Origin of the sequence: Saccharibacillus sp. O23 (genome assembly GCF_002205895.1) — a bacterium.
Lineage (GTDB): Bacteria > Bacillota > Bacilli > Paenibacillales > Paenibacillaceae > Saccharibacillus.
In genome coordinates this window covers 1-24,798 of the sequence record NZ_NJDE01000010.1, presented here as the reverse complement: position 1 = coordinate 24,798, position 24,798 = coordinate 1, and the positions used below count along the sequence as shown (strand labels likewise).

Annotated in this window: 18 protein-coding genes, 6 tRNA genes, 1 rRNA gene and 1 riboswitch; of the genes, 2 read left to right on the top strand and 23 right to left on the bottom strand. The window is 58.4% G+C overall.

The window, feature by feature from the left end:
- Positions 1 to 29: 29 nt before the first annotated feature.
- From tgt to ruvC, 6 genes are all read right to left on the bottom strand, one after another.
- Positions 30 to 1,169, bottom strand: coding sequence for a tRNA guanosine(34) transglycosylase Tgt (gene tgt / locus CDO73_RS14095; RefSeq protein ID WP_088489171.1), 1,140 nt, complete (start codon positions 1,167 to 1,169; stop codon positions 30 to 32).
- Between the two features lie 37 nt (positions 1,170 to 1,206).
- Positions 1,207 to 2,241: a tRNA preQ1(34) S-adenosylmethionine ribosyltransferase-isomerase QueA gene (queA, locus tag CDO73_RS14090; RefSeq protein WP_088489170.1), complete on the bottom strand. Its 1,035-nt coding sequence runs from the start codon at positions 2,239 to 2,241 to the stop codon at positions 1,207 to 1,209.
- A gap of 7 nt (positions 2,242 to 2,248) precedes the next feature.
- On the bottom strand, positions 2,249 to 4,375 hold the full coding sequence (locus tag CDO73_RS14085) for a SpoIID/LytB domain-containing protein (protein WP_088489169.1): 2,127 nt from the start codon (positions 4,373 to 4,375) through the stop codon (positions 2,249 to 2,251).
- 90 nt (positions 4,376 to 4,465) lie between these two features.
- On the bottom strand, positions 4,466 to 5,473 hold the full coding sequence (gene ruvB / locus CDO73_RS14080; protein ID WP_088489168.1) for a Holliday junction branch migration DNA helicase RuvB: 1,008 nt from the start codon (positions 5,471 to 5,473) through the stop codon (positions 4,466 to 4,468).
- 35 nt (positions 5,474 to 5,508) lie between these two features.
- Positions 5,509 to 6,129: a Holliday junction branch migration protein RuvA gene (gene ruvA, locus CDO73_RS14075; protein WP_088489167.1), complete on the bottom strand. Its 621-nt coding sequence runs from the start codon at positions 6,127 to 6,129 to the stop codon at positions 5,509 to 5,511.
- Positions 6,126 to 6,629, bottom strand: coding sequence for a crossover junction endodeoxyribonuclease RuvC (gene ruvC, locus CDO73_RS14070; protein WP_088489166.1), 504 nt, complete (start codon positions 6,627 to 6,629; stop codon positions 6,126 to 6,128). Before ruvC ends, ruvA begins: the two co-directional genes overlap by 4 nt.
- Positions 6,630 to 6,888: 259 nt before the next feature.
- On the opposite strand from ruvC, the gene fabV reads away from it, so the two are divergent.
- A complete protein-coding gene (gene fabV / locus CDO73_RS14065; protein ID WP_088489165.1) occupies positions 6,889 to 8,079 on the top strand; it encodes an enoyl-ACP reductase FabV in 1,191 nt (396 codons plus the stop codon).
- A 233-nt stretch (positions 8,080 to 8,312) separates the two neighbouring features.
- Here the strand turns inward: fabV and CDO73_RS14060 are convergent.
- The 13 genes from CDO73_RS14060 to CDO73_RS14000 form a co-directional block, all read right to left on the bottom strand.
- Positions 8,313 to 8,389: transfer RNA gene (locus CDO73_RS14060), tRNA-Arg, on the bottom strand.
- 7 nt (positions 8,390 to 8,396) lie between these two features.
- A tRNA-Gly gene (locus tag CDO73_RS14055) sits at positions 8,397 to 8,471 on the bottom strand.
- Positions 8,472 to 8,491: 20 nt separating this feature from the next.
- Positions 8,492 to 8,568 (bottom strand) — tRNA-Asp (locus tag CDO73_RS14050).
- A gap of 18 nt (positions 8,569 to 8,586) precedes the next feature.
- Positions 8,587 to 8,660: transfer RNA gene (locus tag CDO73_RS14045), tRNA-Met, on the bottom strand.
- 55 nt (positions 8,661 to 8,715) lie between these two features.
- Positions 8,716 to 8,791: transfer RNA gene (locus CDO73_RS14040), tRNA-Val, on the bottom strand.
- 7 nt (positions 8,792 to 8,798) lie between these two features.
- Positions 8,799 to 8,870, bottom strand: a tRNA-Glu gene (locus CDO73_RS14035).
- A 269-nt stretch (positions 8,871 to 9,139) separates the two neighbouring features.
- A complete protein-coding gene (locus CDO73_RS14030; RefSeq protein ID WP_256972700.1) occupies positions 9,140 to 10,024 on the bottom strand; it encodes an NAD(P)-dependent oxidoreductase in 885 nt (294 codons plus the stop codon).
- 99 nt (positions 10,025 to 10,123) lie between these two features.
- Positions 10,124 to 12,451, bottom strand: a complete 2,328-nt coding sequence (locus tag CDO73_RS14025; protein WP_179218707.1) for an AraC family transcriptional regulator — start codon at positions 12,449 to 12,451, stop codon at positions 10,124 to 10,126.
- Positions 12,452 to 12,554: 103 nt separating this feature from the next.
- Entirely contained in the window at positions 12,555 to 14,636 is a 2,082-nt protein-coding gene (locus CDO73_RS14020; RefSeq protein WP_088489162.1) for an alpha-amylase family protein, read from the bottom strand.
- Between the two features lie 44 nt (positions 14,637 to 14,680).
- The gene (locus CDO73_RS14015) at positions 14,681 to 16,198 is read right to left on the bottom strand and encodes an extracellular solute-binding protein (RefSeq protein WP_088489161.1); all 1,518 of its coding nucleotides are present in this window, start codon (positions 16,196 to 16,198) and stop codon (positions 14,681 to 14,683) included.
- A gap of 33 nt (positions 16,199 to 16,231) precedes the next feature.
- On the bottom strand, positions 16,232 to 17,110 hold the full coding sequence (locus CDO73_RS14010) for a carbohydrate ABC transporter permease (protein WP_088489160.1): 879 nt from the start codon (positions 17,108 to 17,110) through the stop codon (positions 16,232 to 16,234).
- Positions 17,111 to 17,174: 64 nt separating this feature from the next.
- Positions 17,175 to 18,122 carry an ABC transporter permease gene (locus tag CDO73_RS14005; protein WP_088489159.1) on the bottom strand — a complete coding sequence of 316 codons (948 nt, stop codon included), beginning with the start codon at positions 18,120 to 18,122 and terminating at the stop codon, positions 17,175 to 17,177.
- Between the two features lie 62 nt (positions 18,123 to 18,184).
- Positions 18,185 to 20,242 (bottom strand): alpha-amylase family protein, encoded by a 2,058-nt coding sequence (locus CDO73_RS14000; protein WP_088489474.1) that lies wholly within the window; start codon positions 20,240 to 20,242, stop codon positions 18,185 to 18,187.
- Positions 20,243 to 20,585: 343 nt separating this feature from the next.
- Here CDO73_RS14000 and CDO73_RS13995 point away from each other — a divergent pair, with 343 nt between their 5' ends.
- Entirely contained in the window at positions 20,586 to 21,566 is a 981-nt protein-coding gene (locus tag CDO73_RS13995) for a ketoacyl-ACP synthase III (RefSeq protein WP_088489158.1), read from the top strand.
- A gap of 189 nt (positions 21,567 to 21,755) precedes the next feature.
- On the opposite strand, the gene thiE is transcribed toward CDO73_RS13995, so the two are convergent.
- The 4 genes from thiE to rrf all read right to left on the bottom strand — a co-directional run bounded on the left by thiE (position 21,756) and on the right by rrf (position 24,552).
- Positions 21,756 to 22,427, bottom strand: a complete 672-nt coding sequence (gene thiE, locus CDO73_RS13990) for a thiamine phosphate synthase (RefSeq protein ID WP_088489157.1) — start codon at positions 22,425 to 22,427, stop codon at positions 21,756 to 21,758.
- Positions 22,424 to 23,239, bottom strand: coding sequence for a bifunctional hydroxymethylpyrimidine kinase/phosphomethylpyrimidine kinase (thiD, locus tag CDO73_RS13985; protein ID WP_088489156.1), 816 nt, complete (start codon positions 23,237 to 23,239; stop codon positions 22,424 to 22,426). Before thiD ends, thiE begins: the two co-directional genes overlap by 4 nt.
- Positions 23,236 to 24,075 carry a hydroxyethylthiazole kinase gene (thiM, locus tag CDO73_RS13980; RefSeq protein WP_088489155.1) on the bottom strand — a complete coding sequence of 280 codons (840 nt, stop codon included), beginning with the start codon at positions 24,073 to 24,075 and terminating at the stop codon, positions 23,236 to 23,238. Before thiM ends, thiD begins: the two co-directional genes overlap by 4 nt.
- 120 nt (positions 24,076 to 24,195) lie before the next feature.
- A riboswitch (TPP riboswitch) is annotated at positions 24,196 to 24,297 on the bottom strand.
- Between the two features lie 138 nt (positions 24,298 to 24,435).
- Positions 24,436 to 24,552, bottom strand: a 5S ribosomal RNA gene (gene rrf, locus CDO73_RS13975).
- Positions 24,553 to 24,798 lie beyond the last annotated feature (246 nt).

Below are 24,798 nucleotides of genomic sequence, written 5' to 3'. Positions count from 1 at the left end.
GAAGCTGCCGTACTGGACCCGTGGGGCAATTAGAACCCTTTGTCGTTAGCGTGCATGCCATACTGCTCGAAAAATTCGTCGCGGAAGTCCAGCAGACGGTCCTCGCGGATCGCCTGACGCACGCCGCGCATCAAATCGAGCAGGAAGTGGAGGTTATGATAAGTGGTCAGCCGGAGACCGAACGTCTCGTCCGCCTTGATCAGATGGCGCAGATACGCACGGGAATAATTCCGGCAGGTATAGCAATCGCAGTTCGGATCGAGAGGCCCGAAGTCCCTCGCGTACTGGGCATTGCGTACAACCACCCGGCCCTGGCTTGTCATCGTCGTTCCGTTACGCGCTATACGCGTCGGCAGCACGCAGTCGAACATGTCGACTCCGCGAATGGCGCCTTCGAGCAGAGCATCCGGCGAACCTACGCCCATCAAATAGCGGGGTTTGTTCGTCGGGAGCAGCGGTACCGTATACTCCAGCACTTCATACATCAGATGTTTCGGTTCACCCACACTCAGTCCACCAATAGCATACCCCGGGAAATCCATCGAAGTCAAATCGGCCGCGCTCTGACGGCGCAGGTCTTCGTGCATGCCGCCTTGAATGATCGCGAACAGCCCTTGGTCCTGCGGACGGGCATGCGCTTTGAGGCAGCGTTCCGCCCAACGCGAAGTCCGTTCGAGCGAACGTTTGATGTATTCTTTTTCGGCCGGATAAGGCGGGCATTCGTCGAACGCCATCATGATGTCCGATCCGAGCGCGTTCTGGATCTCCATCGCCACTTCCGGCGACAAGAACAGCTTATCCCCGTTCAGATGCGAACGGAAGTTGACGCCTTCTTCGGTGATCTTGCGCATCTCGGCCAAGCTGAATACTTGGAAACCGCCGCTGTCGGTCAGGATCGGCCGATCCCAGTTCATGAATTTGTGCAGGCCGCCGGCTTCGCGGATAATGTCGTGTCCGGGGCGAAGGAACAGATGATACGTATTGCTCAGGATGATCTGGGCGTCCATTTGTTTGAGTTCTTCCGGGCTCATCGTCTTGACGGTGGCGAGCGTGCCGACCGGCATGAACGTCGGAGTCTCGATCACGCCGTGCGGCGTGTGCACGAGACCGAGTCTTGCGCCGGACTGTTTGCAGGTCTTGATATGTTCGTAACGGATAGCGGAGGTCATAGGATTCGTTCCTTTGCAAGAAAATGAGAAGATGAATTTAATAAATGAACATGGCGTCGCCGAAACTGAAGAAACGGTATTCTTTCTCCACCGCTTCGCGGTAAGCCGACAAGACGTGCTCGCGTCCCGCGAGCGCGCTGACCAGCATCACCAGCGTCGACTTCGGCAGGTGGAAATTCGTGATCAAAGCGTCGACCACTTTGAAGTCTTCGCCCGGATACAAGAAAATCTGCGTCCAACCGCTGTCCGCGCCGAGGCGTCCGTCCGCGTCCATCGTGCGTCTCGCCGCGGATTCCAGCGTCCGCGTCGAAGTCGTGCCGACCGACACGACCCGTCCTCCCCGTTCGCGGGTCCGGTTGATCAGCTCGGCCGTTTCCGCGGGCAGCTCGTAATACTCTTCGTGCATGACGTGTTCCTCGACGTTCTCTACCGAGACCGGACGGAACGTGCCGAGTCCGACATGCAGGGTGACGAAGCCGATATCGACGCCTTTGGCGCGCAGTTTATCGAGCAGTTCTTCGGTAAAATGCAGCCCGGCGGTCGGAGCCGCGGCGGAACCTTCGTGCTTGGCGTAGACCGTCTGATACCGTTCGCGGTCGTCCAACCGCTCCTTGATATAAGGCGGGAGAGGCATTTCTCCGAGCCGATCCAAGATCTCTTGGAAAATGCCTTCGTAACGAAACTCGATGATCCGCGCGCCCATATCGCCTTCTTCCAGCACGACCGCTTCGAGCTCGTCGCCGAAGCTGAGCACCGCGCCGGTTTTGATCTTTTTGCCCGGCTTGGCCAGCGTTTCCCAGCGGTCGCCTTCGATATTCTTGAGCAGCAGCAGTTCGACTCGAGCTCCCGTCTCCGGCTTGATGCCGTGCAGGCGGGCCGGCATGACTCGCGTATCGTTGAGAATCAGCGTGTCTCCCGGATTCAGCTTATCGAAAATATCGTAAAAGTGCAGATGTTCCGTTTCTCCCGTCGTTTTGTTCAACGTCAACAAACGGGAGGCGGTACGTTCGGCGAGCGGCGTCTGAGCGATCAGCCGCTCGGGCAGTTCGAAATCGTAATCTTCTACATTCATGGATGTCTCATTCCTTAACCAGTTCTACGTTATTGTAATAGTGCAGCAGGATGTCTTTGTACGTTTCGCCTTCGTCGGCCAGTCCTTTGGCTCCCCATTGCGACAGTCCGAGTCCGTGGCCGTTCCCCCGGCCCACGAAGAAGAATCCGGCGCTCGAAGCGACGGTCGACGTATCCGTGCCGACGGCCGCCATCGTGCGGCTCAGGCCGGCCGATTTGGCCGTAGCCCCGATCTTGAGCTGCGCCGGCGTCATGCCGGTCTGCCCGGCAGGGACGGTCAACTGGGACGGAACGGCATTATAGATATCCGCCGACACGACGTCGAACAACGTGCTCGGAAGCCCGTTCAGCGCCGAACGGAACATATCCGGATATTTCACGTCGACCTTCGTGCCGTTGATCTTCAGTTCGGTGACGCGGCCGGAAGGACCTCGCTGGCTGATCTGGATCGTCTGGATGGTCGCCGGAAGCGGCGTGCTGGTACGTCCTTTGAGCGCGGCCAGAAGCTGAGCCGACGTATAAGGTCCGCGAATCCATTCGAACGCGCTCGATTCTTTCACGACGTCCAAGACCAGCGCTTCGTCTCCCGGATTGAGCTGCGCCAATTCTTTGACGCCGCTCTGAATTTGCGGAAGCTGGCGCACTTTGGTGCTCTTGGCGGTCACGGTCATCTTGCGTACGCCGGTCACGTCGATGCCTTTGTCCGTCACGTTGTCTTCCCGTACATAGCCGACCGTACCGCTCGGAAGCGCGACGTGATACCATCTTTTCAAGTTTGCCGATGCGGCGCTGTCCGCCTCGGACGGCACGCTGGAGAACAGATTGCTTCCTCCGCTGTTCCAGACTTCGACCGGATCGGAAGTCATCCCGCCCGCGTTGGACGAGAACAGCGCTTCGATCGGTTTGCCGTTCTGCTCGAGCAGTTCGCCGGCCGTTTCGTCGACCGCCGCGTTGACCGTCTTGCTCTCGGAAGAGATCCCGTTATAGGCCTGGCTGAGCGTCGAATCGACCACGTCGGCCACTTTGAACTTGGTGGTCGTTTGCGTCTGCACCGCAGCGTAGCTGCGCGCGGCGACGGCCTGCGCTTTGAGCGACTCTTCCGGCCAAGAAGACGGAACTTCGGAGCCTACGACCGAATACAGGTATTGTTCCATCGGCAGCTCGTTGACCAGATATAACGATCCGCCGTACAGGCCGATCTCCAGATCGCCCCGATACGAACGCTTGGAACGTTCGTCGACGCGGATTCCGCCGTCCGAGCTTCCGTCGACCCAGATTCGGTCGTCGACTCCGAGCGTCAACAGATAGAGCGGCGTCGCGGACCCGCCTTTAAGATCGGCAGCAGCGTCCGCTCGCAGAACGGCCGAAGCGGCCGCGTTGTCGGTTTCCGACAATGCCGCGCCTTTCAGTTGAACCGCGGCCGAACTTTTGAGCAGGTCGCGCGCGGCGGCGCTGCTCTCTTCGCCGATCCGCACCGCATAGACGGCTTTGCCCGTCGAAGACGCGGAGAACGCGATCGTGCCGTCCAACCCGGCATCGAGCGCTTTTTGCAGCGCGGCGGTCGCGTCGCTTAGCGACGCGTAACTGCCGGCGGTCAGCGAGAAACTGCCTGTCGCTTTAGGCGACAGCGCCCCCAAACTCTTGACCGACGCATTTGACGCAAGACGCGCCGCCGCGTCGGAAGCCGCTTTATCGCTCGCGTACGGCCCCGTATACAATTGATAAACGTCTTGGCCGTTGCGATTGATCTTATAGACCGACAGTTTGTCGGAACCCGACTTCAGTTTGCCCGCAAGACCCGAGATCGCTTGAAGATCGCTGCTCTCCCCGAGTTTGACTTTAGGTCCGTCCAGAGCGAAGACCGCCGTGCTTCCGGCCGCGACGGAGAACCATTTGACGTACCCCGCGTCTTTTTTCAGCCCTACGGCCGCAGCCGTTTCCGGCGTCAGGGTGATCTTGGACGTCGTCTGCTTATACGTGCTGCCCAAGTTCAAGAACAGCCCTACGCGCACGTTCGTGTCGCTCGGCGCCGCGTATGCGGGCGCCTGAAGCGGCAGCAGCGACAAAGCGACAACGGTGGCGAGCAGCGGTTTCCCCCATTTGGCGGTCTTTCCGTTCGAGCGTTGCTTAGTCATGCTTGCGTTCCTCCTTGTAATAGCGCGTCTCCTGATACGCGAGACGCGCCAACAGATCCAGGCCTCGGCTACGACAGCCGCCGAGGCGAATTATTTTCCGTCTTCCGGCATCGGCAATCCCAGGTGCGAATAAGCCTGGGCGGTGACAACGCGGCCTCTCGGCGTGCGCTGGATAAACCCGCTTTGCAGCAGGTAAGGTTCGTAAACATCTTCGATCGTTTGGCTTTCTTCTCCGATCGTGGCGGCAATCGTGTCCAGACCGACCGGGCCTCCCCGGAAATTCTGGATCATGGCTTTGAGCATCTTATGGTCGATGCTGTCGAGCCCCCGCGGATCGACCTGCAAACGCGTCAGCGCTTCGGCGGCGATCTCCGGCGTGATGATGCCGTCGCCGCGCACCTGAGCGAAGTCCCGCACGCGCTTCAGAAGCCGGTTGGCGATCCGCGGCGTTCCCCGCGCCCGGAGCGCGATCTCTTCCGCGGCGTTGCCGACGATCTCGACGTTCAGCGTATCCGCGTTGCGCGAAACGATGAACGCTAATTCTTCGACGCCGTAGAACTCCAATCGGCTGACGACGCCGAAACGGTCGCGAAGCGGCGCGGACAGCAGTCCCGCGCGCGTCGTCGCCCCGATCAGCGTGAACGGCGGCAGGTCCAGACGCACGGAACGCGCGCTCGGGCCTTTGCCGATCATGATATCGAGCGCGGAATCTTCCATCGCCGGATACATGACTTCTTCGACCGTGCGATGCAGGCGGTGAATCTCGTCGATGAACAAGACGTCGCCTTCCTGCAAATTGGTAAGCAGCGCCGCCAGATCGCCGGGGCGCTCGATCGCCGGTCCCGACGTCGTGCGGAGATTGACGCCCAGCTCGTTGGCGATGATATTCGCGAGCGTCGTTTTGCCCAGACCCGGAGGCCCGTACAGCAGAACATGGTCGAGCGCTTCGTTCCGCATTTTCGCCGCTTCGATATATATTTTCAGATTTTCTTTGACCTGATTCTGACCGATGTATTCCGACAAATAGCGGGGACGCAGACTCAGTTCCACCGCCTGGTCTTCCATCATCAGATTGGCCGATATGATCCGGTCATCCATAAGTCCACACTTCCTCCCCGTTCATACTACCGCATTTAGCCTCTGTAGAGAACCTTTAACGCCCTTTTCATCAGCACGTCCACCGGTTCTCCCGGCTGCAAGTCCTCTTTCAAGTGCATCCATGCTTTGTCCAGCTCCGCTTCCGTATAGCCGAGAGCTTCGAGACCTTCCCGCGCTTCTTTCCATCCTCCGCCGTCCAGTTCCGCTTCCGCGGCGACGTTGTTGTCGAACAATCCGCCCAGCGAAGGCGCGACGAATCCGTCCAAACGGTCTTTGAGATCCAGAATCATGCGCTGCGCCGTTTTCTTGCCGATTCCCGGTAGCTTGGTCAAGAACGTCACGTTCTCCTGCTGAATCGCCGATACGACTTTCTCCGGCGTTCCGCCCGCCAGAATGCCCAGCGCGACTCTCGGTCCGATGCCCGTGACGTCGATCAACCGGCGGAACAGCTTCTGTTCTTCGCGCGTCGCGAATCCGTACAGCAGAATAGCGTCTTCGCGCACGCTGTGATGGGTATACACCGTTACCGGCTCCGACCCTTTGGCGGCAAAAGCGTACGGGTTCGGACAGAATACCCGATATCCGATCCCCTGCACGTCCACGACGATATATTCGGTTTCCATATGGGCCACCTGCCCGCGCACAAAATCGATCATTTTCGCAATACCTCGTTTAATTTGGAATTCAGACTCACCGAATGGGCATGGCAGACCGCTACCGCCAGCGCATCCGCCACGTCGTCGGGCTTCGGCACGGCCGACAGCTTGAGCAGCAGCTTGACCATTTCCTGCACCTGCTTCTTCTCCGCTTTGCCGTAGCCGACGACCGCCTGCTTGACCATCATCGGCGTATATTCCGCGATCGGCAGACCTTTCTGCACGGCCGCGAGAATGACGACGCCGCGCGCCTGCGCGACGGGAAGGGCCGTCGTCACGTTTCGGCTGAAATACAGCTTCTCGATCCCCACGGCGTCCGGTTTGTATTTATCGATCAACTGCACCATACTCTCGTACACGTCGCGCAGCCGCTCTTCTTCGGGCGTATGCGCCTTCGTCTGGATGCATCCGTACTGTACCGGCGTGAGCTTGTTGCCTTCTTTATCCACGAACCCGAAACCGACGATCGCCAGGCCCGGGTCGATGCCCAAAATACGCAAAATCCATCTCTCCTCTAACCTTTAACGGCGAATTCTTGCCCGGAATGTAGTCCTGCCTTTCCGAGAAGTGATTCTCCGGAAGCGAACATATGTATTCCTTCTCTTCATTATAGCAAAAATAGCCCCTGCCGGGAAAAAACTTTGGCGCGCTTGCGTCCCGATCGCGTCTATCCCTTTCGGTCCGCGTTTCGTGTATAATTTGGCTGTGCATCCGCAAAAACGTTCCGATTACATAAGACAGAAAAAGGAGACGACGAATATGATTATCCAGCCCAAAACGAGAGGCTTCATCTGCACGACCGCTCATCCCGAAGGCTGCGCGAAACAGGTCGGGAAGCAGGTCGAATACGTCAAAGCGCAGAAGAAAATCGAAGGTCCCGCGAACGTGCTCGTGATCGGTTCGTCCACCGGCTACGGCCTGGCTTCGCGCATCGTCGCCGCCGTCGGCGCGGGCGCGAACACGGTCGGCGTATTCTTCGACAAACCGGCGGAAGGTTCGCGCACGGCTTCGGCCGGCTGGTACAACACCGCAGGATTCGAAGCCGAAGCGGCCAAGCTCGGCGCGAAGTCGTTCAACATCGTGGGCGACGCCTTCTCGAACGAGATCAAAGCGCAAACGATCGAGCTGATCAAAAAAGAACTGGGACAAGTCGATCTGGTCGTCTACAGCGTCGCTTCCCCGCGCCGCACGCATCCGGACACGGGCGAGACGTTCACTTCGGTGATCAAACCGATCGGCCCCGCGTACAGCAACAAAACGATGAACTTCCATACCGGCGAAGTGTCCACGACCACGATCGAACCGGCTGCCGAAGAAGAAGTTCGCCAGACGATCGCCGTCATGGGCGGCGAAGATTGGAAAATGTGGATCGACGCGCTGCAAGAAGCCGGAGCGCTCGCGCAAGGCGCGACGACCGTCGCTTATTCGTATATCGGGCCCGAAGTGACGCACGCGATCTACCGCGAAGGCACCATCGGCAAAGCCAAAAACGATCTGGAAAACACGGCATCCGTGCTGAGCGACAGCTTGAGCGGCATCGGCGGACGGGCTTACGTCTCGGTCAACAAAGCGCTTGTCACCCAATCCAGCTCGGCGATTCCGGTCGTGCCGCTGTATATCTCGGCTTTGTACCGCGTCATGAAAGAGAAAGGCCTGCACGAGAACTGCATCGAGCAGATGTATCGTTTGTTCGCGGACCGTCTCTACGCGGAAAAAACCGAAGTCGACGAAAAAGGCCTGATCCGCCTCGACGATTGGGAGATGCGCGAAGACGTGCAGACGGAAGTGACGCGCCGCTGGAACGAACTGTCCACCGAAAACGTCGAAGAACTGTCGGATCTCGAAGGCTACCGCCGCGAATTCTTCCAACTCTTCGGATTCCGCACGGACGGCGTCGACTACGAAGCCGACACCGATCCGAACGTGCCGATGCCTAACCTGCGTCCGTAAATTTGCGGATTTTCGTTTTCGCATACAAACGTCCAAACACGCCTTTCCCGCTTTTTCGGCGGGGAAGGCGTGTTTTTGGGAAGGCGTGTTTTTGTTCGGGCGGTCGGCGTTCGCTCCGACTCGCATGATGCGGCATATCGCCGGCCCGAAGTTTCGAACAAACAAGTACATATGCAAAAAACGCCGATCCCATGTAGTCAAGCTACATTGAAACCGACGTCGGATTTTTAAAATGGCGCGCCCTGAGAGATTCGAACTCCCGGCCTTTTGATTCGTAGTCAAACGCTCTATCCAGCTGAGCTAAGGGCGCAAAATAATGGAGCGGACGACGGGAATCGAACCCGCGACCCTCGCCTTGGCAAGGCGATGCTCTACCGCTGAGCCACGTCCGCAAAACATTATTGAATTAAAATGGCGGAACTGACGGGATTCGAACCCGCGGTCTCCTGCGTGACAGGCAGGCATGTTAGGCCTCTACACCACAGTTCCAAGCCAAAAGTGAAGCAATTGCGGGGGCAGGATTTGAACCTGCGACCTTCGGGTTATGAGCCCGACGAGCTACCGAGCTGCTCCACCCCGCGTCAGAGTGTCAATCTTGGTTCCATGATTCGTTCGACTTCGTCACTAAAGTCTTCATGGTGGAGGCTGAGGGGATCGAACCCCCGACCCTCTGCTTGTAAGGCAGATGCTCTCCCAGCTGAGCTAAGCCTCCGTATGTATGACCCGTAGGGGATTCGAACCCCTGTTACCTCCGTGAAAGGGAGGTGTCTTAACCCCTTGACCAACGGGCCTTACTTCGAATGTCGTCCGTTCTGCGTCTCGCTCGTTTCAGCGTGTTGCCCGCGGCGACAAGAAATAATATACCATGCGAGCATTCTAAAGGTCAACCCTTTTTAACAAAAAACTTCAGAAAACTTTAAATCGTTCTGACAAACCCGATAACCGTGCGTATTATTACCCTTATTCGAAGCTTATCCAAACCTTGCCCACACACAAAAAACTCCCGATCGAAATCGGGAGTTCGGCTCGGTTCGACTCGAACGTCGATAAAGAAACGAGTTCAGATCAGCTTGTCTTCCCATAACTTATACAGCGCTTGAGTTCCTTTGTCCGCATAATCGGCGTCGGCCAACTTTTGATACAGCGACTCCGCCAGCTTCAGCCCCGGAAGTTCCAACCCCATCTCGGCGGCCGAATCCAGCGCGATCCCCATATCCTTGATGAAGTGCTTGATATAGAAGCCCGGCTCGAAGTCTCCGTTCAGCATGCGCGGAACGAGATTGCTGAGCGAAAAACTGCCGGCGGCTCCCGTTTCGATGCTTTTGAGCACGTTCTTCGGATCGAGGCCCGCTTTTTCCGCGTACACGATCGCTTCGGTCACGCCCATCATGTTGGACGCGATCGCGATCTGATTGCACATTTTCGTATTTTGCCCGGCTCCGGCTTCGCCTTGATATACGATATTGCTGCCCATGATCTCGAGCAGCGGCAGCACCGCTTCGTAGTCTTCTTTCGCCCCGCCGACCATGATCGACAGTTTGGCGTTCTTCGCCCCCACGTCTCCGCCCGATACCGGAGCGTCCAATACGCCGATGCCGCGTTCTTTGCCGCGTTCGGCCAGACGGCGCGCAAGCAGCGGGCTGGAGGTCGTCATATCGATCAGATAAGCGCCCGGCTTCGCATTCGGAATCAACCCGTCTTCGCCCGCGTAGACGTCTTCCACGTCCTGCGGATATCCCAGCATGGTGATGACGACGTCGCAGTTTCTCGCAAGCTTGCCCGGCGTATCCTGCCATACGGCTCCGCGATCGATCAATTCCTGCGCTTTGGCCGGCGTGCGGTTATAGACGTGTACCTCGTATCCTTTGTCCAAGATATGGCCGGCCATGCTTTTTCCCATTACTCCGATACCGGCGAATCCGACAATCGTTTTAGCGGAATCCAAATGTATTCACCCTTTCCGCAGACTTAACGTCCGCATCCCTCGATTAAGCGAAACGGCGCAGACGGCTTTCCCTGTTCGCAAACGCGACAAGCCGACGCTTCAACGGTTCAGCGTTCGGTACTGGCCCGGCGACATATCCAAGCAGCGCCGGAAAGCCCGATTCAAGTTGCGTTCCGAATACCCCACCATGCCGGCGATATCCGTCACGCTGCAATCCGTTTCTTTGAGCAGCCGCTTCGCTTTGTTCACTTTAAACTCTATCATATATTCCACGAAAGAGATTCCCATTTCTTTTTTGAACAATCGGCTCAGCGCCGAGGCGCTGACGCCTTCGTTCGCCGCGCACTCCGCCAGCGTCAGGCTGCCGTCTTCGTCGCTTTCGATTCGGGCGCATACTCTGCGCAGCAGCTGACGCGACGAATTCCCCGCGTTTTCGCCGCGGATCCGAATCCAAGCCGGGAACACGACTCCCGCGAACCAAGCGTGCATGTCGCGCGACGTTTGATTTTCTTTCAACTGCTCGAACAGATTTTCGCCGAACACCTTGCCGAGAACCGCCCCGTTCGCTTCCAGAGCTTGGATCAGCGCGGACAGCAGCACATGGTAGCATTGGGAAATGACGTTGTAAGACCCGGCCGTGCGCACCCGGTCCGTAAATTCTTGCAGCGCCGCTTCGGCGCCCGCCGCGTCGTTTTCGCCCAGCGCTTCGATGAGGCCGCGCTCCGCTTCTTTCGGGTAGGCGAACAACGGGCTTCCCGCATCCAAACGAATCGGTTCTTCGTACCAGAGCACCCGGTCCGAATCGCGGAACAAGCGGTATTTCAGCGCCGTTCGCGCTTCCGAAGCGCTTTCGGGCAGCCTCGGAAGCGGCACTCTGCGGCCGATGCCCGCGGCGGCCGAAAACGACAGGTACCGCGCCAACGCTTCCACGATCCGTTCCCCGTAACGCCCGGCGCTTTCCCGGATCGTTTTGGCGGGCGTTCCGGGCGGAAAGCAGAGCACGGCCGCGCTTTCTTGTTCCCCGTCTTCCGCCGTCCAGCCGCTCAAGTCTCCGTTTTGGAGCAGTTCGTTCATGACGTTGCGGACCGCGAAGCGGATCACCGCGCCTTCCTGCGGCAAAAAGCGCTTTTCCCGCAGCAAATCTTCGACTTTGACGACCACGACCGCCGCTTCCCCGGCCGGATCGATGCCGTATCTCGCGCATTGGCGGGCCAACTCGCCGGGATCGCCGGCATAATCGCCGCGCAGCAGCTTCTGGAAAAAGCGGTCCCGCAGGTCCGGCTGCATGCTGCGCACGTAACGGTCGAGCGATCCCGCCTGTTCGTTCAAATAATCCATGCAGGAACGGATATATTCGATCTCGTTGCCGCCGCGTTCGGAGACTCCCGACGACTGTCCGCTGCGCAGCCTCGCTCCGTGTTGAAGAAGCCGCTGAACCGGATTGTACGCCAGCTTGGACGCGACCACGCTGAGAATCAAGCCGAACAGCAGGCAGGCCGACGCGGTAAATACGATCAGACCGCGGATCCAGCTCAACTGCTGCATCATCGAAGACTCCGGCAGCCAAGAGACGTAGGTTCGGCCGAACGAAGTTCGTTGGAAAGCGAGCAGCGCTCCTCCTTGTTCGCTCCGCACCAGACGGCTTCCCGACGTTTCTTCTCCCGTCGAAGCCGAACGAAGATCCGCGCTTTCCGGCAGAACGGCGTTCGCCCCCGCTCCGGAAGCTTGCAGCAGCGGCGTTCCGCCCGGAGCCAGCACGAACAGGGCCTGATCTTCGAGCGACGTGCGGTAGCTTTTCAACATCCGGTCCAGCCCCGTTTCGTCCACCTGCATCACCAGCAATCCTTCGGGTTCTCCCCGATGCATCACCGGCAGAGGACGCACGTAAGACAGATACCCTTCCCCGGCCGACTCTTCAAGCCGCAGCCAACCGCTCTCCCCGCGCTTCAACGCTTCCCCGAGATCTTTGCGGTAACGGAAATCCGATTCGGCGACATGGCCGTACGTATTGGATAACGTCGTTCCCGATTCGGTACGGTAAAACACGATATCTCCGATCAGCGCTTCCGTTCCTCTTCGCGCCTGAAACAAATCGAGCAGTTCCATCTGCGCCAAATAATCTTCGTTATACGCCGGATCGGCCAACGCTTGGCGAATCAGAGGTTCCATCGACAGCTGCAACGACATGTTTTCGATGCTGCCGAGCGTTTGCTCCATCCGGTCTTTGAGCAGCAGCAGCGATTCCTCGCTGTCCGCTTGAAACTGAGTCGTCAGTCGATTCGTCGAGATATAATAGTAAGCGCTTCCGATCAGTAATACGGGAACGAGCACCGATAGGCAGCCGAGCCAGATCAGCCGATTGAAATAAGTGTCCGCCGGCAGTATGCGGCGCGCGTTTCGTTTCACGGATTGCGTAAATTCGCTCATGGATGCTTCCCCCCGTCCGTCTTGGCATGCTGCTTCCATTATACCCGAAATCGAACGCCGCTTCGGCGCGAACGGCCCGCTCTTACCGAGACGGAGCGAATCTTTACGGTGCGGGCACGATACGCACGCATTCCCAAGAAGCCAGTTCGGGAAGTCTCACGACCAATCTTCCGCCGCGAACCGACGTTTCCGGACGTTCGCCGGAGATCAAGCATTCGGCCGCATATCGTTCGGGATCGCGCTCGGTCGTCACGCTCAGTTCGACTCCGTGCAGCGGAATGATCGAAGTCAGCGGCCGCCGTCCGGCTCCGTTCACCAGATGCACGATCCGTTCTTCGCCTCGGCGGAACACGGTCAACTGCAAGCCCGGCAGCTCGCTCGTTTCGACGGCGGGAGGCCGGCCCAACAGCCAGCGTACCGAATTGGCGGCGAGGCGGTAATGATCGGACAGCTTGTATTCCGCGACCAAAAGGCTTAACGAAAACGGCAGGTACAGCGTGCGGCCCTGCCCCCGCCGTCCGGCGACGATCATCGGCAGATCCGTTCGCGGAACGGGCAGCGAAGCCCGTTCCGGAGGAGCGCCTACCGCTTCCGGCGGCGAAAAAGGCGGAACCAGCGTCGCCAATACGGATGCGGCCGCTTCCTTCCCGTTCGCTTCGCCGTCGGTCTCGCAGTACGATACCCGCCCGCGCAGCGGCAGCAGCTCGGTATCCTCGAATCCGATATGCAGCGGATGGCTTTCGGCCCGCGGCTCGAAGCGGATATACGCGGCCTGCAATTCTTCGCTGCGCACGCTTCTTTCGGCGACGCCCATCAGTTTCGCCGGGCTGACGGCTCCGGATACGCCCGAACCGCCGGGAAGCTGACCTTCGCTCAGCAGTCCTCCGCCCCGCTCCACGAATCTTTCGAGCGCCGCGCCCAACGCCTCCGTCCATATCGATCCTTCCGACACCACTACCGTTCGGTAAGCGTCCAGCCCATTTTCCGCGGCCGCTTCCGCCGTCAGTACCGCGAAAGGAAGCCGCGCCTGAATCAGCGCTTCCGCCCATCCTTCGGCGGAAGCGGCCGAGTTCCAGAGCAGCGCGATCTCCTGTTCCGGCTCCGCGCCGCGCATCGCCGCTTCGACTTTGGCCGCGTCCCGGTTCAATCCGGACACCTGCTCCAAGATCCGTTTGTCGCCGATCGTGTCGGGAATCCCGGTCAGCGAATGCCAGATCTGTCCGCCGTTCGCCGGCACCTGCGCCATCCAGAAACGGTATTCGGCGGGCGGCAGCCCGGTATGCCGCCAATCCATGCCCGGGCAGGAATGCACGATGCCGAGCGGGGCGGGCAGTCCGTGCTCGGTCGCCGAACGCCCGAACCGCATCGACAGCGCGGGCTTCCAAAATTCGGGGATATGCCGCCAGCCGAGCGACAAAACATCCTGCGGCTCCGCGCAGATCAGATCGGCGATCTGCGCGCGTTCTTCCAGCCGGTCGCGGTACAGATCGTAATACAGGATCGTCGGCACGTCCGGTTTGACCGCTTTGATGTTCGCGTTCAGCCGCCGCATATTGTCCGTCATGCAGCGCAGCGGAAAATCTTTCTCCAGCAAGCTTCGCGTCTCCGGCAGTTCCGCTCCGTCGTACAGCTCCGCGTATCGGCTCCGGCACGTCTCGCAGCGGCAGAACTCGTAACCCGGCGCATTGAAAAATACCCCGTCGATCGCGTAGCGCTTCAGCGATTCGGTCAAAACCCGTTCCGCCACGCCTTCGTTCCGGTATCCGCCGTTGATGCACGTTTTCAGCAGCAGCGGCCACGGACCGGGACGCATGGCCCCGATCGTTTCCGGACGTCCTTCCGAATCGCGCACGAACCACTGCGGACGGCGCAGCCAGACCGAATCGTCCGCTTTGCTGAAGTCGTAACGGGCGATGAATCGGATATTCCGACCGTGCAGTTCGTCGATCACTTCCCCGAGCAGATCCCGTCCTTTTTCCAAAAACGGATTCCGCGTATGATACGGCACTTCCGTGTCGTACCAAGCGTAAATGCCTCCTACGTTGAACACCGCCGCATTCGCGCCCAATTCTTCCAACTGCGCCGCCAGACGCCGAGGTTCGATCTTATCGGTATCCGCGACTTGAAGGTTGGGCTGGATGATGCGCAGCGGCCGCCGCCACCAGACTTCTTCCGCGTTTTGCATGCGTCTCCTCCTTTTCGCGTTCGGCACGCGCTTTTTCGCTCGTTCTACGATTCTTGGAACTGCTTATAGGCTTCCGCCATGTCGAGAAACGCCTGCTTCAGCGCCGGCTGTTCGCGCAGCCCCGCCACGTAAGCGTCGAACTCCTCCATCGTGATCTGCCCCACGATCGCTTTGGTCATCATGGATTTGTATTCGGTATCGTGCTGCGGCCAAGCGTTGATCCAAGATTCCACCGTCACCACGCGATACGGGTCGATCTTGCCGACCTCGTCGAAGTCTTCGACTTCCGCGATTTTCGCGTCGTTGAACGCTTTGCTCGCCGACGCGCTGATGACTTTTCCCCATTTGGCGTACGCCAGCACGCCCGCGCCTTTGCTCGTCGTATTGACCTCTTTGACGCCCTGCTCCGTCAGCACCTTTTGCCCGTCTTCGACCGTATGATGCACGCCTTCTTTGCCGTAATACGCGTAATCCGTCATTTCCTGCGAAGCCGTTCGTTCGAAATACGCCAGCAGCTGCTTTACCTTTTCTTCCGGCACTTTTTTCGAAATGTAGAATCCGCCCGATACGCCCGTCTCCAACGCCACCGCATCGTCCCCGTGCGGTCCTTTCAGATGCAGATTGAGGATTTTGGCGTCCTGCTCGCCGGATTTGCGCATCGCCTTCTCCCACTCGTCGTCCCACCAGATCGGTCGTCCGTAGGAAGCGGCGCGGTTCGTTTTGAACAGCTCCTCGGCCTGCGTTTCTTTCATGACCGCGTACTCTTTGGACATCAAGCCTTCGGCGTACATCTCCCGGAAAAAGCCCACCATCTCCACGTACTGCGGCGTCAGCCGGGGATTGATCAGGCCGCCCGCGTCGTCGTACGTCGGGTCGTAAACGCCGAAGCCCGCCTGCATCGCGGCCGTCGGATTGTCCACGAACAAATGTCCCACCGTGCCGGGTTTGGCTTTCACGATCGCCGCCAGCGCGTCTTTGTATTCGTCCGTCGTCGTCGGCACGTCGATGTTCAGCTCTTTGAGCCAATCTTCGCGAATCTTGAGACCGCCGTCCACCCGCGATCTCGATCTCGGCAGCGCATAGATTTTACCGTCGACCGACAGGTATTTCAGCGCGTCTTCCGCCAGATTTTCTTTGAGATTCGGATATTCGCTCAGATCGCCGAGGAAAGGAGTCAAGTCCCAGAACGCTCCGTTTTTGATCGCGCTGATCAGGGTCGGACGGGTAAAATCGGTCGTCGACACCACTTCCGGCAGTTGTCCCGAAGCCAGCAGCAGATCCAGCTTCGTGTTCAAGTCGCCCGACGGCACCCATTCGATGTCCAGCTTGGCGTTCGTCATCTCCTGCCAGCCGGTCCAATACTCGTCGTTCATGTCCGGCAGCTCGCTGAACAATCCCGCGAACATTTGAATGTTGACCGGTCCTTCCGCGCCTCCTTCTCCCTGCGCCGCCTGCGTGCCTCCGTTCGGAGAACCTCCGCAGGCCGTCAATACGGACAGCGTCATCGCGGCTCCGCACAAAGCGGCGATCCATTTTCCGCGTACCTTTTTCGTTTTGCCCATGTCGATAGACCTCCTTGGATATGAAATCGGGAATCACCCTTTGACCGAGCCCAACATCACGCCTTTGGCGAAATGCTTTTGCAAGAACGGATAAACGATCAAGATCGGCAGCATCGACAGCACGATGGACGCCATGCGGATCGTTTCCTGCGGCATGACGCTTTCGTCGCTCGCTCCCGCTCCTGCGGCAGCCGACGAATTCGAATCGATGACGAGCGTTTTGACCAGTACCTGAAGCGTCCATTTGTTCGAATCCGTCAGATAGATCAGCGCGTTGAAGTACGTATTCCAATGCGCGACCGCGAAAAAGAGAGTGAACGTCGCGATCGCGGGCATGGACAGCGGAATCACGATGCGCCAAAACACGCCGAGATCCGAACAGCCGTCGATCTGCGCCGCGTCCTCCAATTCCGAAGGAAGCGATTCCAAAAAACTTTTGATGATGATCAGGCTCCAAGCGTTGGTCAAGCTCGACAAGATCAGCGACCAATACGAATTGATCAAGCCCAGTTCGCGGATCAGCAGATAGTTCGGCACGATCCCGGCGCTGAACACCAACGTAAAGATAACAAATCCCAAGATGAGTTTGTAGCCCGGCAGCGTGCGTTTGGTCAGGCCGTAAGCGAACGTGAACGAAACGATCAGGTTCAGCGCCGTGCCGACGACCGTGATGAACACCGTGCTTTTGAACGCGTTCAGAAAACTGTTCGTGGACAAAATGTACCGGTACGCGTCGAGCGACCATTTTTCCGGGAACAAATAGAACTTCAACGGCACATAGACCTCGGGATCGGTAAACGACACGCTGAACACGTACAGAAAAGGGAAAACGCAAATCAGCGAAATCAGCAGCACCAGACTGTAATTGACCCAATCGAACGCGGTCGGCTTTTTGCTTTTGGCGAAACTCATAAAGCGGCTCCTTTCCGAAGGAAGACGTCGTCGGCGCGCCGAACGGATCTCGCGCGGCCCGACGTCAATAGATCCCTTCCTGCCCCGTTTTTTTGACGATCCGGTTGGCGGCGACGATCAGCACGAGTCCGATCACGCCTTTGAACATTCCCACGGCGACGCCGACGCTGACGTTTCCTTGCAAAATGCCGCGCGTGTACGAATACGTATCGAACACTTCGGCGACCGACAGAACGAGCGGGTTCATCATCAGCAGTACCTGCTCGAAACCGACGTCGAACATGCTGCCCAGACGCAGCACCAGCAAGATGACGATGGTCGGACGGATCGCGGGAAGCGTGATATGCCAGATCTGCCGCCAGCGGCTCGCGCCGTCCACGACGGCCGCTTCGTACCGCTGGGGATCGACGCCGGCCATCGCGGCCAAGAAAATGATCGTGCCCCAGCCGGCTTCTTTCCAGACGCTTTGCGCCGTGATCATGGCCCAGAAGTAATTGACCTGCGACAGGAACGAGACGGAATCGCCTCCCCACGACACGATGATCTTGTTCACGATGCCGACATCGGCCGACAAGACGAAATAGGTCATGCTCGCCACGACGACCCAAGACAGGAAATGCGGCATGTACACGATCGACTGGTTGATCCGTTTGAACGTCTCGTGCCGGATTTCGTTCAGCATCAGCGCCAGCACGATCGGAACGGGGAAATTGAAGATCAAGCCCAGCAGATTGATCGCCAGCGTGTTGCGCAGCATGACGTAGAAATTCGGGTCCGCGAACAGCGCCGAGAAATGATCGAAACCCGCCCACTCGCTGGCCGCGAAGCCGAGGTACGGATTGTAGTCTTTGAACGCCAGCAGCAGCCCCCACAGCGGACCGAATTTGAAGACGATAAAAAAGAGCAGGCCGGGCAGCATCAGCAGATAAATGGTCCGATGCTTGACGATGCGCGACCAGAGCGAAACGGAATGCGCCTTGCTCGGAGAAGCAGCGGTTACGGGTTGTTCCATGGTCGGTCTCCTTTCTTCCGAAAAAATCGAGCGAAAAACAAAGATCGCTTGAACGCGTCCGCTTATTCGCTAGGCGCTTCGCGAATCCGCATCGCTTCGTAACGTTCCAGCCGTTCGAGCGTGACGGAAAGTCCTTCGGCCGTCCGTCGGACGCTCGCGGCTTTTCCGCTCATCAAGGACGAGGCTTCGTACAAGCGGGTGCCGGTCGGAATGCCGGGCGCGCCCGCAGCCTGCCGCTTATCGGCTCGGGGAAGCACGTCCGATCCGATCGTAAACGTCAAGGGCCCGATAGGAAGCGCTTCATGATAGGTCATGCCGTCGAAGCCCGACAGATTGAGGCATTGCAGCAGCAGATCGCCGTCTCCGACGCGATGCAGGAACGCTTCTACCGAAGGCGGCGCATCCGACTTCAGCGTCCACCCGCCGTCCAATCCGTCTTCCAGCAAGGCGGCGAACGCCTCTTTATGGTCCTGCCAGCCGTAGCGGCCGTACCATTCGCCCGGCTGCCAGCCGTAATACACGCCGCTGCCCGCTCCGCTTCGGCGGATCGACACCGCGTCGAATGCTTCGCTGCGCGCATGTCCGTACGCCCGTTCCGGCGGCCCGAACGTCGCGGCTTCGATGCCGCGCAGCCGGCCGACGACGTCCGGCTCCGATACCGCCGCCCAGCACGGTCCGGGCGCCACGATCCATCGCCGGCCTTCTGGTATGCCGGCCAACCCTTCCCCGTCCGCCTCGAAATAGGCGGACTCCGCATCCGGCAGTCGCTTCAGCTCCCGGATGCCGAACAGCGCGCGCAGCGATTCGGCGTCTTCCGCCAGCGCCCCGCCCGTGGCGGCGATCCGCAGCCCTGCCCGCTGCTTCCGCTCCAACAGTCCGCGTTCCCGTTCGGTCAGCCGGCCGATGCCCGGCAGCAGCAGCACGCGCGCCCGTTTTTCTTTTTCCAACCTCGGGATCAGCCTTTCCCTCGCGACGACCTCGAACAAGATATGCTTTTCTTTCAAGATCTTGAACAGTCCCGAATATTCGCCGCGAGCCGCGCCGGATTCCGGTTTGACCAGCAGCACGTCGGCAATCGGGTTCAAATCGTTGAATACGCTCTCATTTTCTTGTTGAAAACGGAAAATCCGCCGCACCGCCGGCAGATTGGACGCGTCCGGGTAATCCGGAAACGTCCCGATGATGCAGAAATCGAGCACCGATCCTTGCGCCAACGCTTCGTAGAGCCGGATCTCCGTTTCGTGCACCGATACGCCGGTGAAGCGATACGGCAAATCGACCGCGTTGATGCTGCAGCAGCTCGACCGTTTATCGTCCCAACCGCCTTCGACCGAGGCCACGTTTTCCGAAGCCGCGTACAGCCATTTGGGCAGCGGCCGCTTCAAAGACGTGTTCGACTCGCTGCGGACCAGATCCACGCCTTCCGTATGATAAGTGGAGATCGCGACATGCGGATGATCCTTTTTCACGAAATCCCGTATGTTCCGCAGCATCTCGCGCGTCGTCCGCTCGCAAAATTCCGCGTACTCCCGCTGCAAGGTCCCGCCGTTTTCGTCGTAATCCTCCAGATCTCGGCCGTACATTTCCCGGAAACGGCGGCGGCAGTTCCCGCAGCAGCACGGTCCGTAATGATTGCCGCTGTAATCCCAATGCTGATAACCGAACATATTGAAGAAAATGCCGTCTACCGGATAACGCGCCAGTACTTCGCCGATGATCTCGAGCGAAACTTTTTGCTGGTAATGACCGTTTACGCAAGTGTGCATGATGCCGCGATAGTTCACCGCCCGCCCTTCGCGGGTCCGGTAAAACCATTCGGGGTGACGCTCGAACAGCGACTCGTGCGCTTTGCTGAAATCGAACCGCACGATAATCCGCTTGCCTCGCCGATGCGCCAATTCCGTCAACGTGCCGACCAGATCGTTTTGCAGGAACGGCGTCACGTATTGGTGTTCCAGCTCGGACGGGTAAAAAGCGAAAATGCCTCCCGCGTTCACCATCAGCACATTGGCCGATAACGCGTCCAGATCGTCCATCAGTCCGACCGGGTCCATCGCCGCATCCGTTTCGCGCAGATTGGTTTGGATCATTCGGATCGATTCTTCCATCCACCAACTCATCCGCTTCATCACCTCCGCTTTCTTGGGCTTGTGGGGCTGCCTTCAGTGTGCAAAAAGACGGTCCGGCAGGATACAGACAAGTTTTGCGCAGGAAATGTCCGGAAATTTTTGTCCGTTTCGTCTCCGATTTTTCGTTAAAACAAGCATTCCGAAGGCCGATCCGGACCGCTTATACGTTTCGGCCTGCAAAAAAAGTCCGAATCGCGAAAGCATGGGTTTGACCCGAACCTCCACGCGAGTCTGACGAATTTTTCTTTTTCGAAGTAAAACTTGCAAAATGAAACACGAGCTTTTATATTAGTACCAGGTACTAAATCAAAGTGCTAAAGGAGCTGACCTGCGCATGACTCAATTCCGTTCGACCGCACGCCTTGCCGCCCTCGGCACTTACGTTCCCGAACGCAGACTCACCAACGACGACCTGGAAGCCATGGTCGATACGAACGACGAATGGATCGTGCAGCGTACCGGCATCCGCGAGAGACGGATCGCCGCCGACGACGAATTCACTTCCCACCTCTGCATCAAAGCGGTCCGAGATCTGGTTCGCCGTTATCCCGATGCGCTGGACGGCGTCGATCTGGTGCTGGCCGCGACCACGACGCCCGACTATCCTTTCCCTACCGTGTCCTGTCTGGTACAAGACGCCTTCAAGCTGCAAAATGCCGGTACGCTCGACTTGAGCGCCGCCTGCGCCGGTTTTACGTACGCGCTGCATTTGGCCAACGGAATGGTTACCGCCGGCCTTCACCGCAAAGTGCTGATCGTGGCGGGCGAGTGCATGAGCAAAACCGTCGATTACAGCGATCGCAGCACCTGCATTCTGTTCGGCGACGGCGCGGGCGCGGCTGTCGTGGAATACGATGAGCAGGGCGCTTTTCTCGCCAGCCATATGGGCAGCGACGGCAGCGGCGGCCAGCATGTCTACCGCACGGGCATGTCGGATACGTTAAACGGTCAGGCGCTGGACGGAAACGGAAAAGTCGTCCAGAACGGCCGCGAGGTCTACAAATGGGCGGTCCGCACCGTACCGGAAGGCGTACAGCGGCTGAGCGAAACGCTGCCGGGCGGAATCGCGGACGTGAACTGGTTCATTCCCCACAGCGCCAACTTGAAAATGATCGATTCCATCGCGGAAAAAACCGGCATCGGCGGCGAACGCACATTGACGAGCGCGGAATTCTACGGCAACACGTCGGCGGCTTCGATTCCGCTGGCGCTGCAATTGGCGATCGACGAAGGCAAAGTCAAACGGGGAGACCTGCTGCTGATGTACGGTTTCGGGGCCGGGCTTACCCACTCGGGCGTGCTGGTTCGCTGGTAAGCGGGACAGAACCTCCAACATTCGAATCCGCTTGACTGCCTGCAAAATAATTTCGGATAAAGCGATACGAAAAAACGCGCAGCCCCTGATAAACGGGCTGCGCGTTTGGCATACGGAGCTTTGAAAAGGCAAGTTCTTGAACCGGAGATATCGGACTTTCGCCGCTAGGATTCCGCCGAACCGTCAAGGTCAGCCGCGAAGCCATGGCGCGGCGTCGGCGAACGCGGATGCCGCCGCTCTCGCATCGGGCGCGCCCGCGATCGCGGAAATGACCGCGACGCCGTCGGCTCCGGCCGCCAGCACCGGAGCGGCCAGATCGGCCGTGATCCCGCCGATTCCGACCATCGGAACCGCGAGGCCTGCGGCGCGCAGTTCCCGGATCCCTTCGATGCCCAGCACGGCATGGGCATCCGCTTTGGAACGCGTCGGGTAGATCGGCCCGACGCCGAGGTAGTCCGCGCCCGCCTGCACGGCAAGGCGGGCTTCTTCGACCGAGTGGACGGATACGCCGAGCATCCGTCCTTCCCCGATTCGGGCGCGTACCCGCGACGCGTCCGCGTCACTTTGGCCGACGTGGACTCCGTCGGCCTCGATCGCCACCGCAAGATCGACATCGTCATTCACGATGAACGGGATCCCGTTCTCGCGGCATACATCGCGCAGCCGCCGCGCAAGCGCCAGACAAGCTTCGCCTTCCAGAGCGCCCGGCCCTTTTTCCCGGAATTGAAAAAGCGTAATTCCGCCCGCGACGGCCTCGCGCAGAACGTCGACCGGATCTTTTCCCGATTGCAGGTTGACGCTGCCCATGACCAGATAGACCCGCAGCGCCTTTTTGATCTTGGTTTCGTTCCGACGGTTCATCGCTGCTCGCTCCTTTGTCTATGCCGGTAGGCAAAATGGTTCGTCGGGCCGTGACCGCCGCCGATTCCCAACTCGTCTTCGATCGCGGCCTGAATAAAAGCTCGGCCTGTCCGGATCGCGTCTTCGATCGAATTTCCTTTGGCAAGTTCGGCCGTAATCGCGGCGGAATACGTGCATCCCGTTCCGTGCGTATGGCGCGTAACGACCCGAACGTTCTCCAGATACCGATAAGAATGACCGTCGTACCAGAGGTCTACGACAGTGCCGCTTCTTTCGTCGTGTCCGCCTTTGATCAGCGCGCAGGCAGAACCCATCTGCACGATGCGCTTCGCTGCTTCTTCACGCTGGCCGAGACTCGAAATCGACATTTCGGCAAGGAGTTCCGCTTCGGGAATATTCGGCGTCGTGATAAGAGCGAGAGGAAGCAAGTTCTGAACGAGCGCTTGTACAGCTTCTTTTTGCAGTAAAGACGCTCCGCCTTTGGCGACCATGACCGGATCGATCACCAGCTTGGACCAACCGTACTGCCGGCATTTCTCCGCAACGAGCCGGATGATCTCGCCGCTATAGAGCATGCCGGTCTTGACCGCTTCCGGTCGAAGATCTTCTCCGATCGAATCCAACTGTCCGGCGACTCCGCCGCGATCAACGGGAAATACGCCTTGTACGCCGAGCGTATTCTGGGCGGTAATCGCGGTGATCGCGCTCATGCCGTACACGCCGAGCTCTTGAAACGTCTTCAGATCGGCCTGAATGCCGGCGCCGCCTCCGCTGTCGGATCCTGCGATCGTCAACGCTTGCGAGACCGTCATTTGACGGCACCGTAGACCCGACGGATTCTCGCGCGATCAGCCAACAGCTCCGGCGTCACAAGAGTAAGCTGATTCAGCAGCTCGATCTGGAAGCTTCCCGGTCCTTGCTGCGCTGTCCGCTCGGCCGCGATCTCGGCGGCTATCCCGTAAAAAGCCAGAGCTTCGACTGCGCTTTTAAGCATATCGGTTCCAGGTTCCGCCACAGCCGCAAATGCTCCGATCACCGCGCTCAACAGACAGCCCGTACCGGTAACTCGAGTCAGCAGTTCATGGCCGTTACTTGCCAAGTATGTAGTCTGTCCGTCGGTAATCACGTCTTCTTTTCCGGTAATGACGACGATGCAGCCCAGCTTTTGCGCGGCACGTTCCGCGATTCCGACTCGGTCGCCTTCGCCTTCTCCTGCGTCCACGCCTTTGATGTTCCAATGTTCGCCGACGACGTTCGCGACTTCCGCCACATTGCCTCTCAACACGCCGAGCCGAAGCTCTTGGGTAAGCATTTGCACGATTTCCGTACGGTACGCCGTAGCGCCCGCTCCGACCGGGTCAAGAACGACAGGAACTCCGTAGGCATTGGCCGATTTCCCGGCAATCCGGATCGACTGAACGATCTTCTCGTCGAGCGTTCCGATATTCAATACGACGGCGCCCGCCATACGCGCGACTTCCGCGACTTCTTCGATCGCATCGGCCATAAACGGCGAAGCGCCGAGGGCAAGAAGACCGTTGGCCGTAAACGGAGCTACGACGATATTCGTAATGTTATGGACCAAAGGATTCTGATGACGCACGCGTTTCAAATAAGACACGAAAATTCCTCCTTGTAATGAAATCATTCAGCATCTTGCACCTCGCAAAGTGAATACAAAAAAGCCACTCATTTCCGAAGAAATAAGTGGCTGGTCAGTTTATTGAAATTCGGTTCTTCTCCGCATAGAGAAAATGCCGTTCCATGATTAAAAACTGTTCCACTTCCCTCCGCTGGTATGATCCAGATCAGGTTCAAAGGGTCCGAATCTTAAGATTCGTCTCAGCCGTAGGCTCCCCTAGTGCAATCATGCAAAGTATGCTGTTGTGTTCTTAGCATACCTTAAGTCTATGCAGAATGTAAAGAATTTCTCTTCTTGAAAAAAACTTGCACTTGGTTAAACAAAAAAGCCTTCTCCGTTACGCGCGGAAAAGGCTTTTTCTTTTTAGCTTGGCAGCTTCCTACTCTCCCAGGACCCTGCGGTCCAAGTACCATCGGCGTTAGAAGGCTTAACGGTCGTGTTCGAGATGGGAACGTGTGGAACCCTTCTGCTATCACTACCAAACTAGGATTTGGGAAACAAATCCGAACAGTTGTCTTTCATTTGAATTACCGAATCCCTTACGGGCACGAGTCATTCAAATCAAGCACTGTTGTTCAAGGTTTGCACCTTGAAAACTGGATCCGAAACGATCAATTCGCGTCATTTGAAGTTTCTTGCTCGGTACACGTACCGGCAAGATGGAGGATAAGCCCTCGACCGATTAGTACTGATCAGCTCCACGCATTGCTGCGCTTCCACCCTCAGCCT

Coding starts and splice junctions, on each gene's coding strand:
- tgt (WP_088489171.1), bottom strand. CDS start 1,169: ATGACCTCCGCTATCCGTTACGAACATATCAAGACCTGCAAACAGTCC.
- queA (WP_088489170.1), bottom strand. CDS start 2,241: ATGAATGTAGAAGATTACGATTTCGAACTGCCCGAGCGGCTGATCGCT.
- CDO73_RS14085 (WP_088489169.1), bottom strand. CDS start 4,375: ATGACTAAGCAACGCTCGAACGGAAAGACCGCCAAATGGGGGAAACCG.
- ruvB (WP_088489168.1), bottom strand. CDS start 5,473: ATGGATGACCGGATCATATCGGCCAATCTGATGATGGAAGACCAGGCG.
- ruvA (WP_088489167.1), bottom strand. CDS start 6,129: ATGATCGATTTTGTGCGCGGGCAGGTGGCCCATATGGAAACCGAATAT.
- fabV (WP_088489165.1), top strand. CDS start 6,889: ATGATTATCCAGCCCAAAACGAGAGGCTTCATCTGCACGACCGCTCAT.
- CDO73_RS14025 (WP_179218707.1), bottom strand. CDS start 12,451: ATGAGCGAATTTACGCAATCCGTGAAACGAAACGCGCGCCGCATACTG.
- CDO73_RS14020 (WP_088489162.1), bottom strand. CDS start 14,636: ATGCAAAACGCGGAAGAAGTCTGGTGGCGGCGGCCGCTGCGCATCATC.
- CDO73_RS14015 (WP_088489161.1), bottom strand. CDS start 16,198: ATGGGCAAAACGAAAAAGGTACGCGGAAAATGGATCGCCGCTTTGTGC.
- CDO73_RS14010 (WP_088489160.1), bottom strand. CDS start 17,110: ATGAGTTTCGCCAAAAGCAAAAAGCCGACCGCGTTCGATTGGGTCAAT.
- CDO73_RS14005 (WP_088489159.1), bottom strand. CDS start 18,122: ATGGAACAACCCGTAACCGCTGCTTCTCCGAGCAAGGCGCATTCCGTT.
- CDO73_RS14000 (WP_088489474.1), bottom strand. CDS start 20,242: ATGAGTTGGTGGATGGAAGAATCGATCCGAATGATCCAAACCAATCTG.
- CDO73_RS13995 (WP_088489158.1), top strand. CDS start 20,586: ATGACTCAATTCCGTTCGACCGCACGCCTTGCCGCCCTCGGCACTTAC.
- thiE (WP_088489157.1), bottom strand. CDS start 22,427: ATGAACCGTCGGAACGAAACCAAGATCAAAAAGGCGCTGCGGGTCTAT.
- thiD (WP_088489156.1), bottom strand. CDS start 23,239: ATGACGGTCTCGCAAGCGTTGACGATCGCAGGATCCGACAGCGGAGGC.
- thiM (WP_088489155.1), bottom strand. CDS start 24,075: ATGATTTCATTACAAGGAGGAATTTTCGTGTCTTATTTGAAACGCGTG.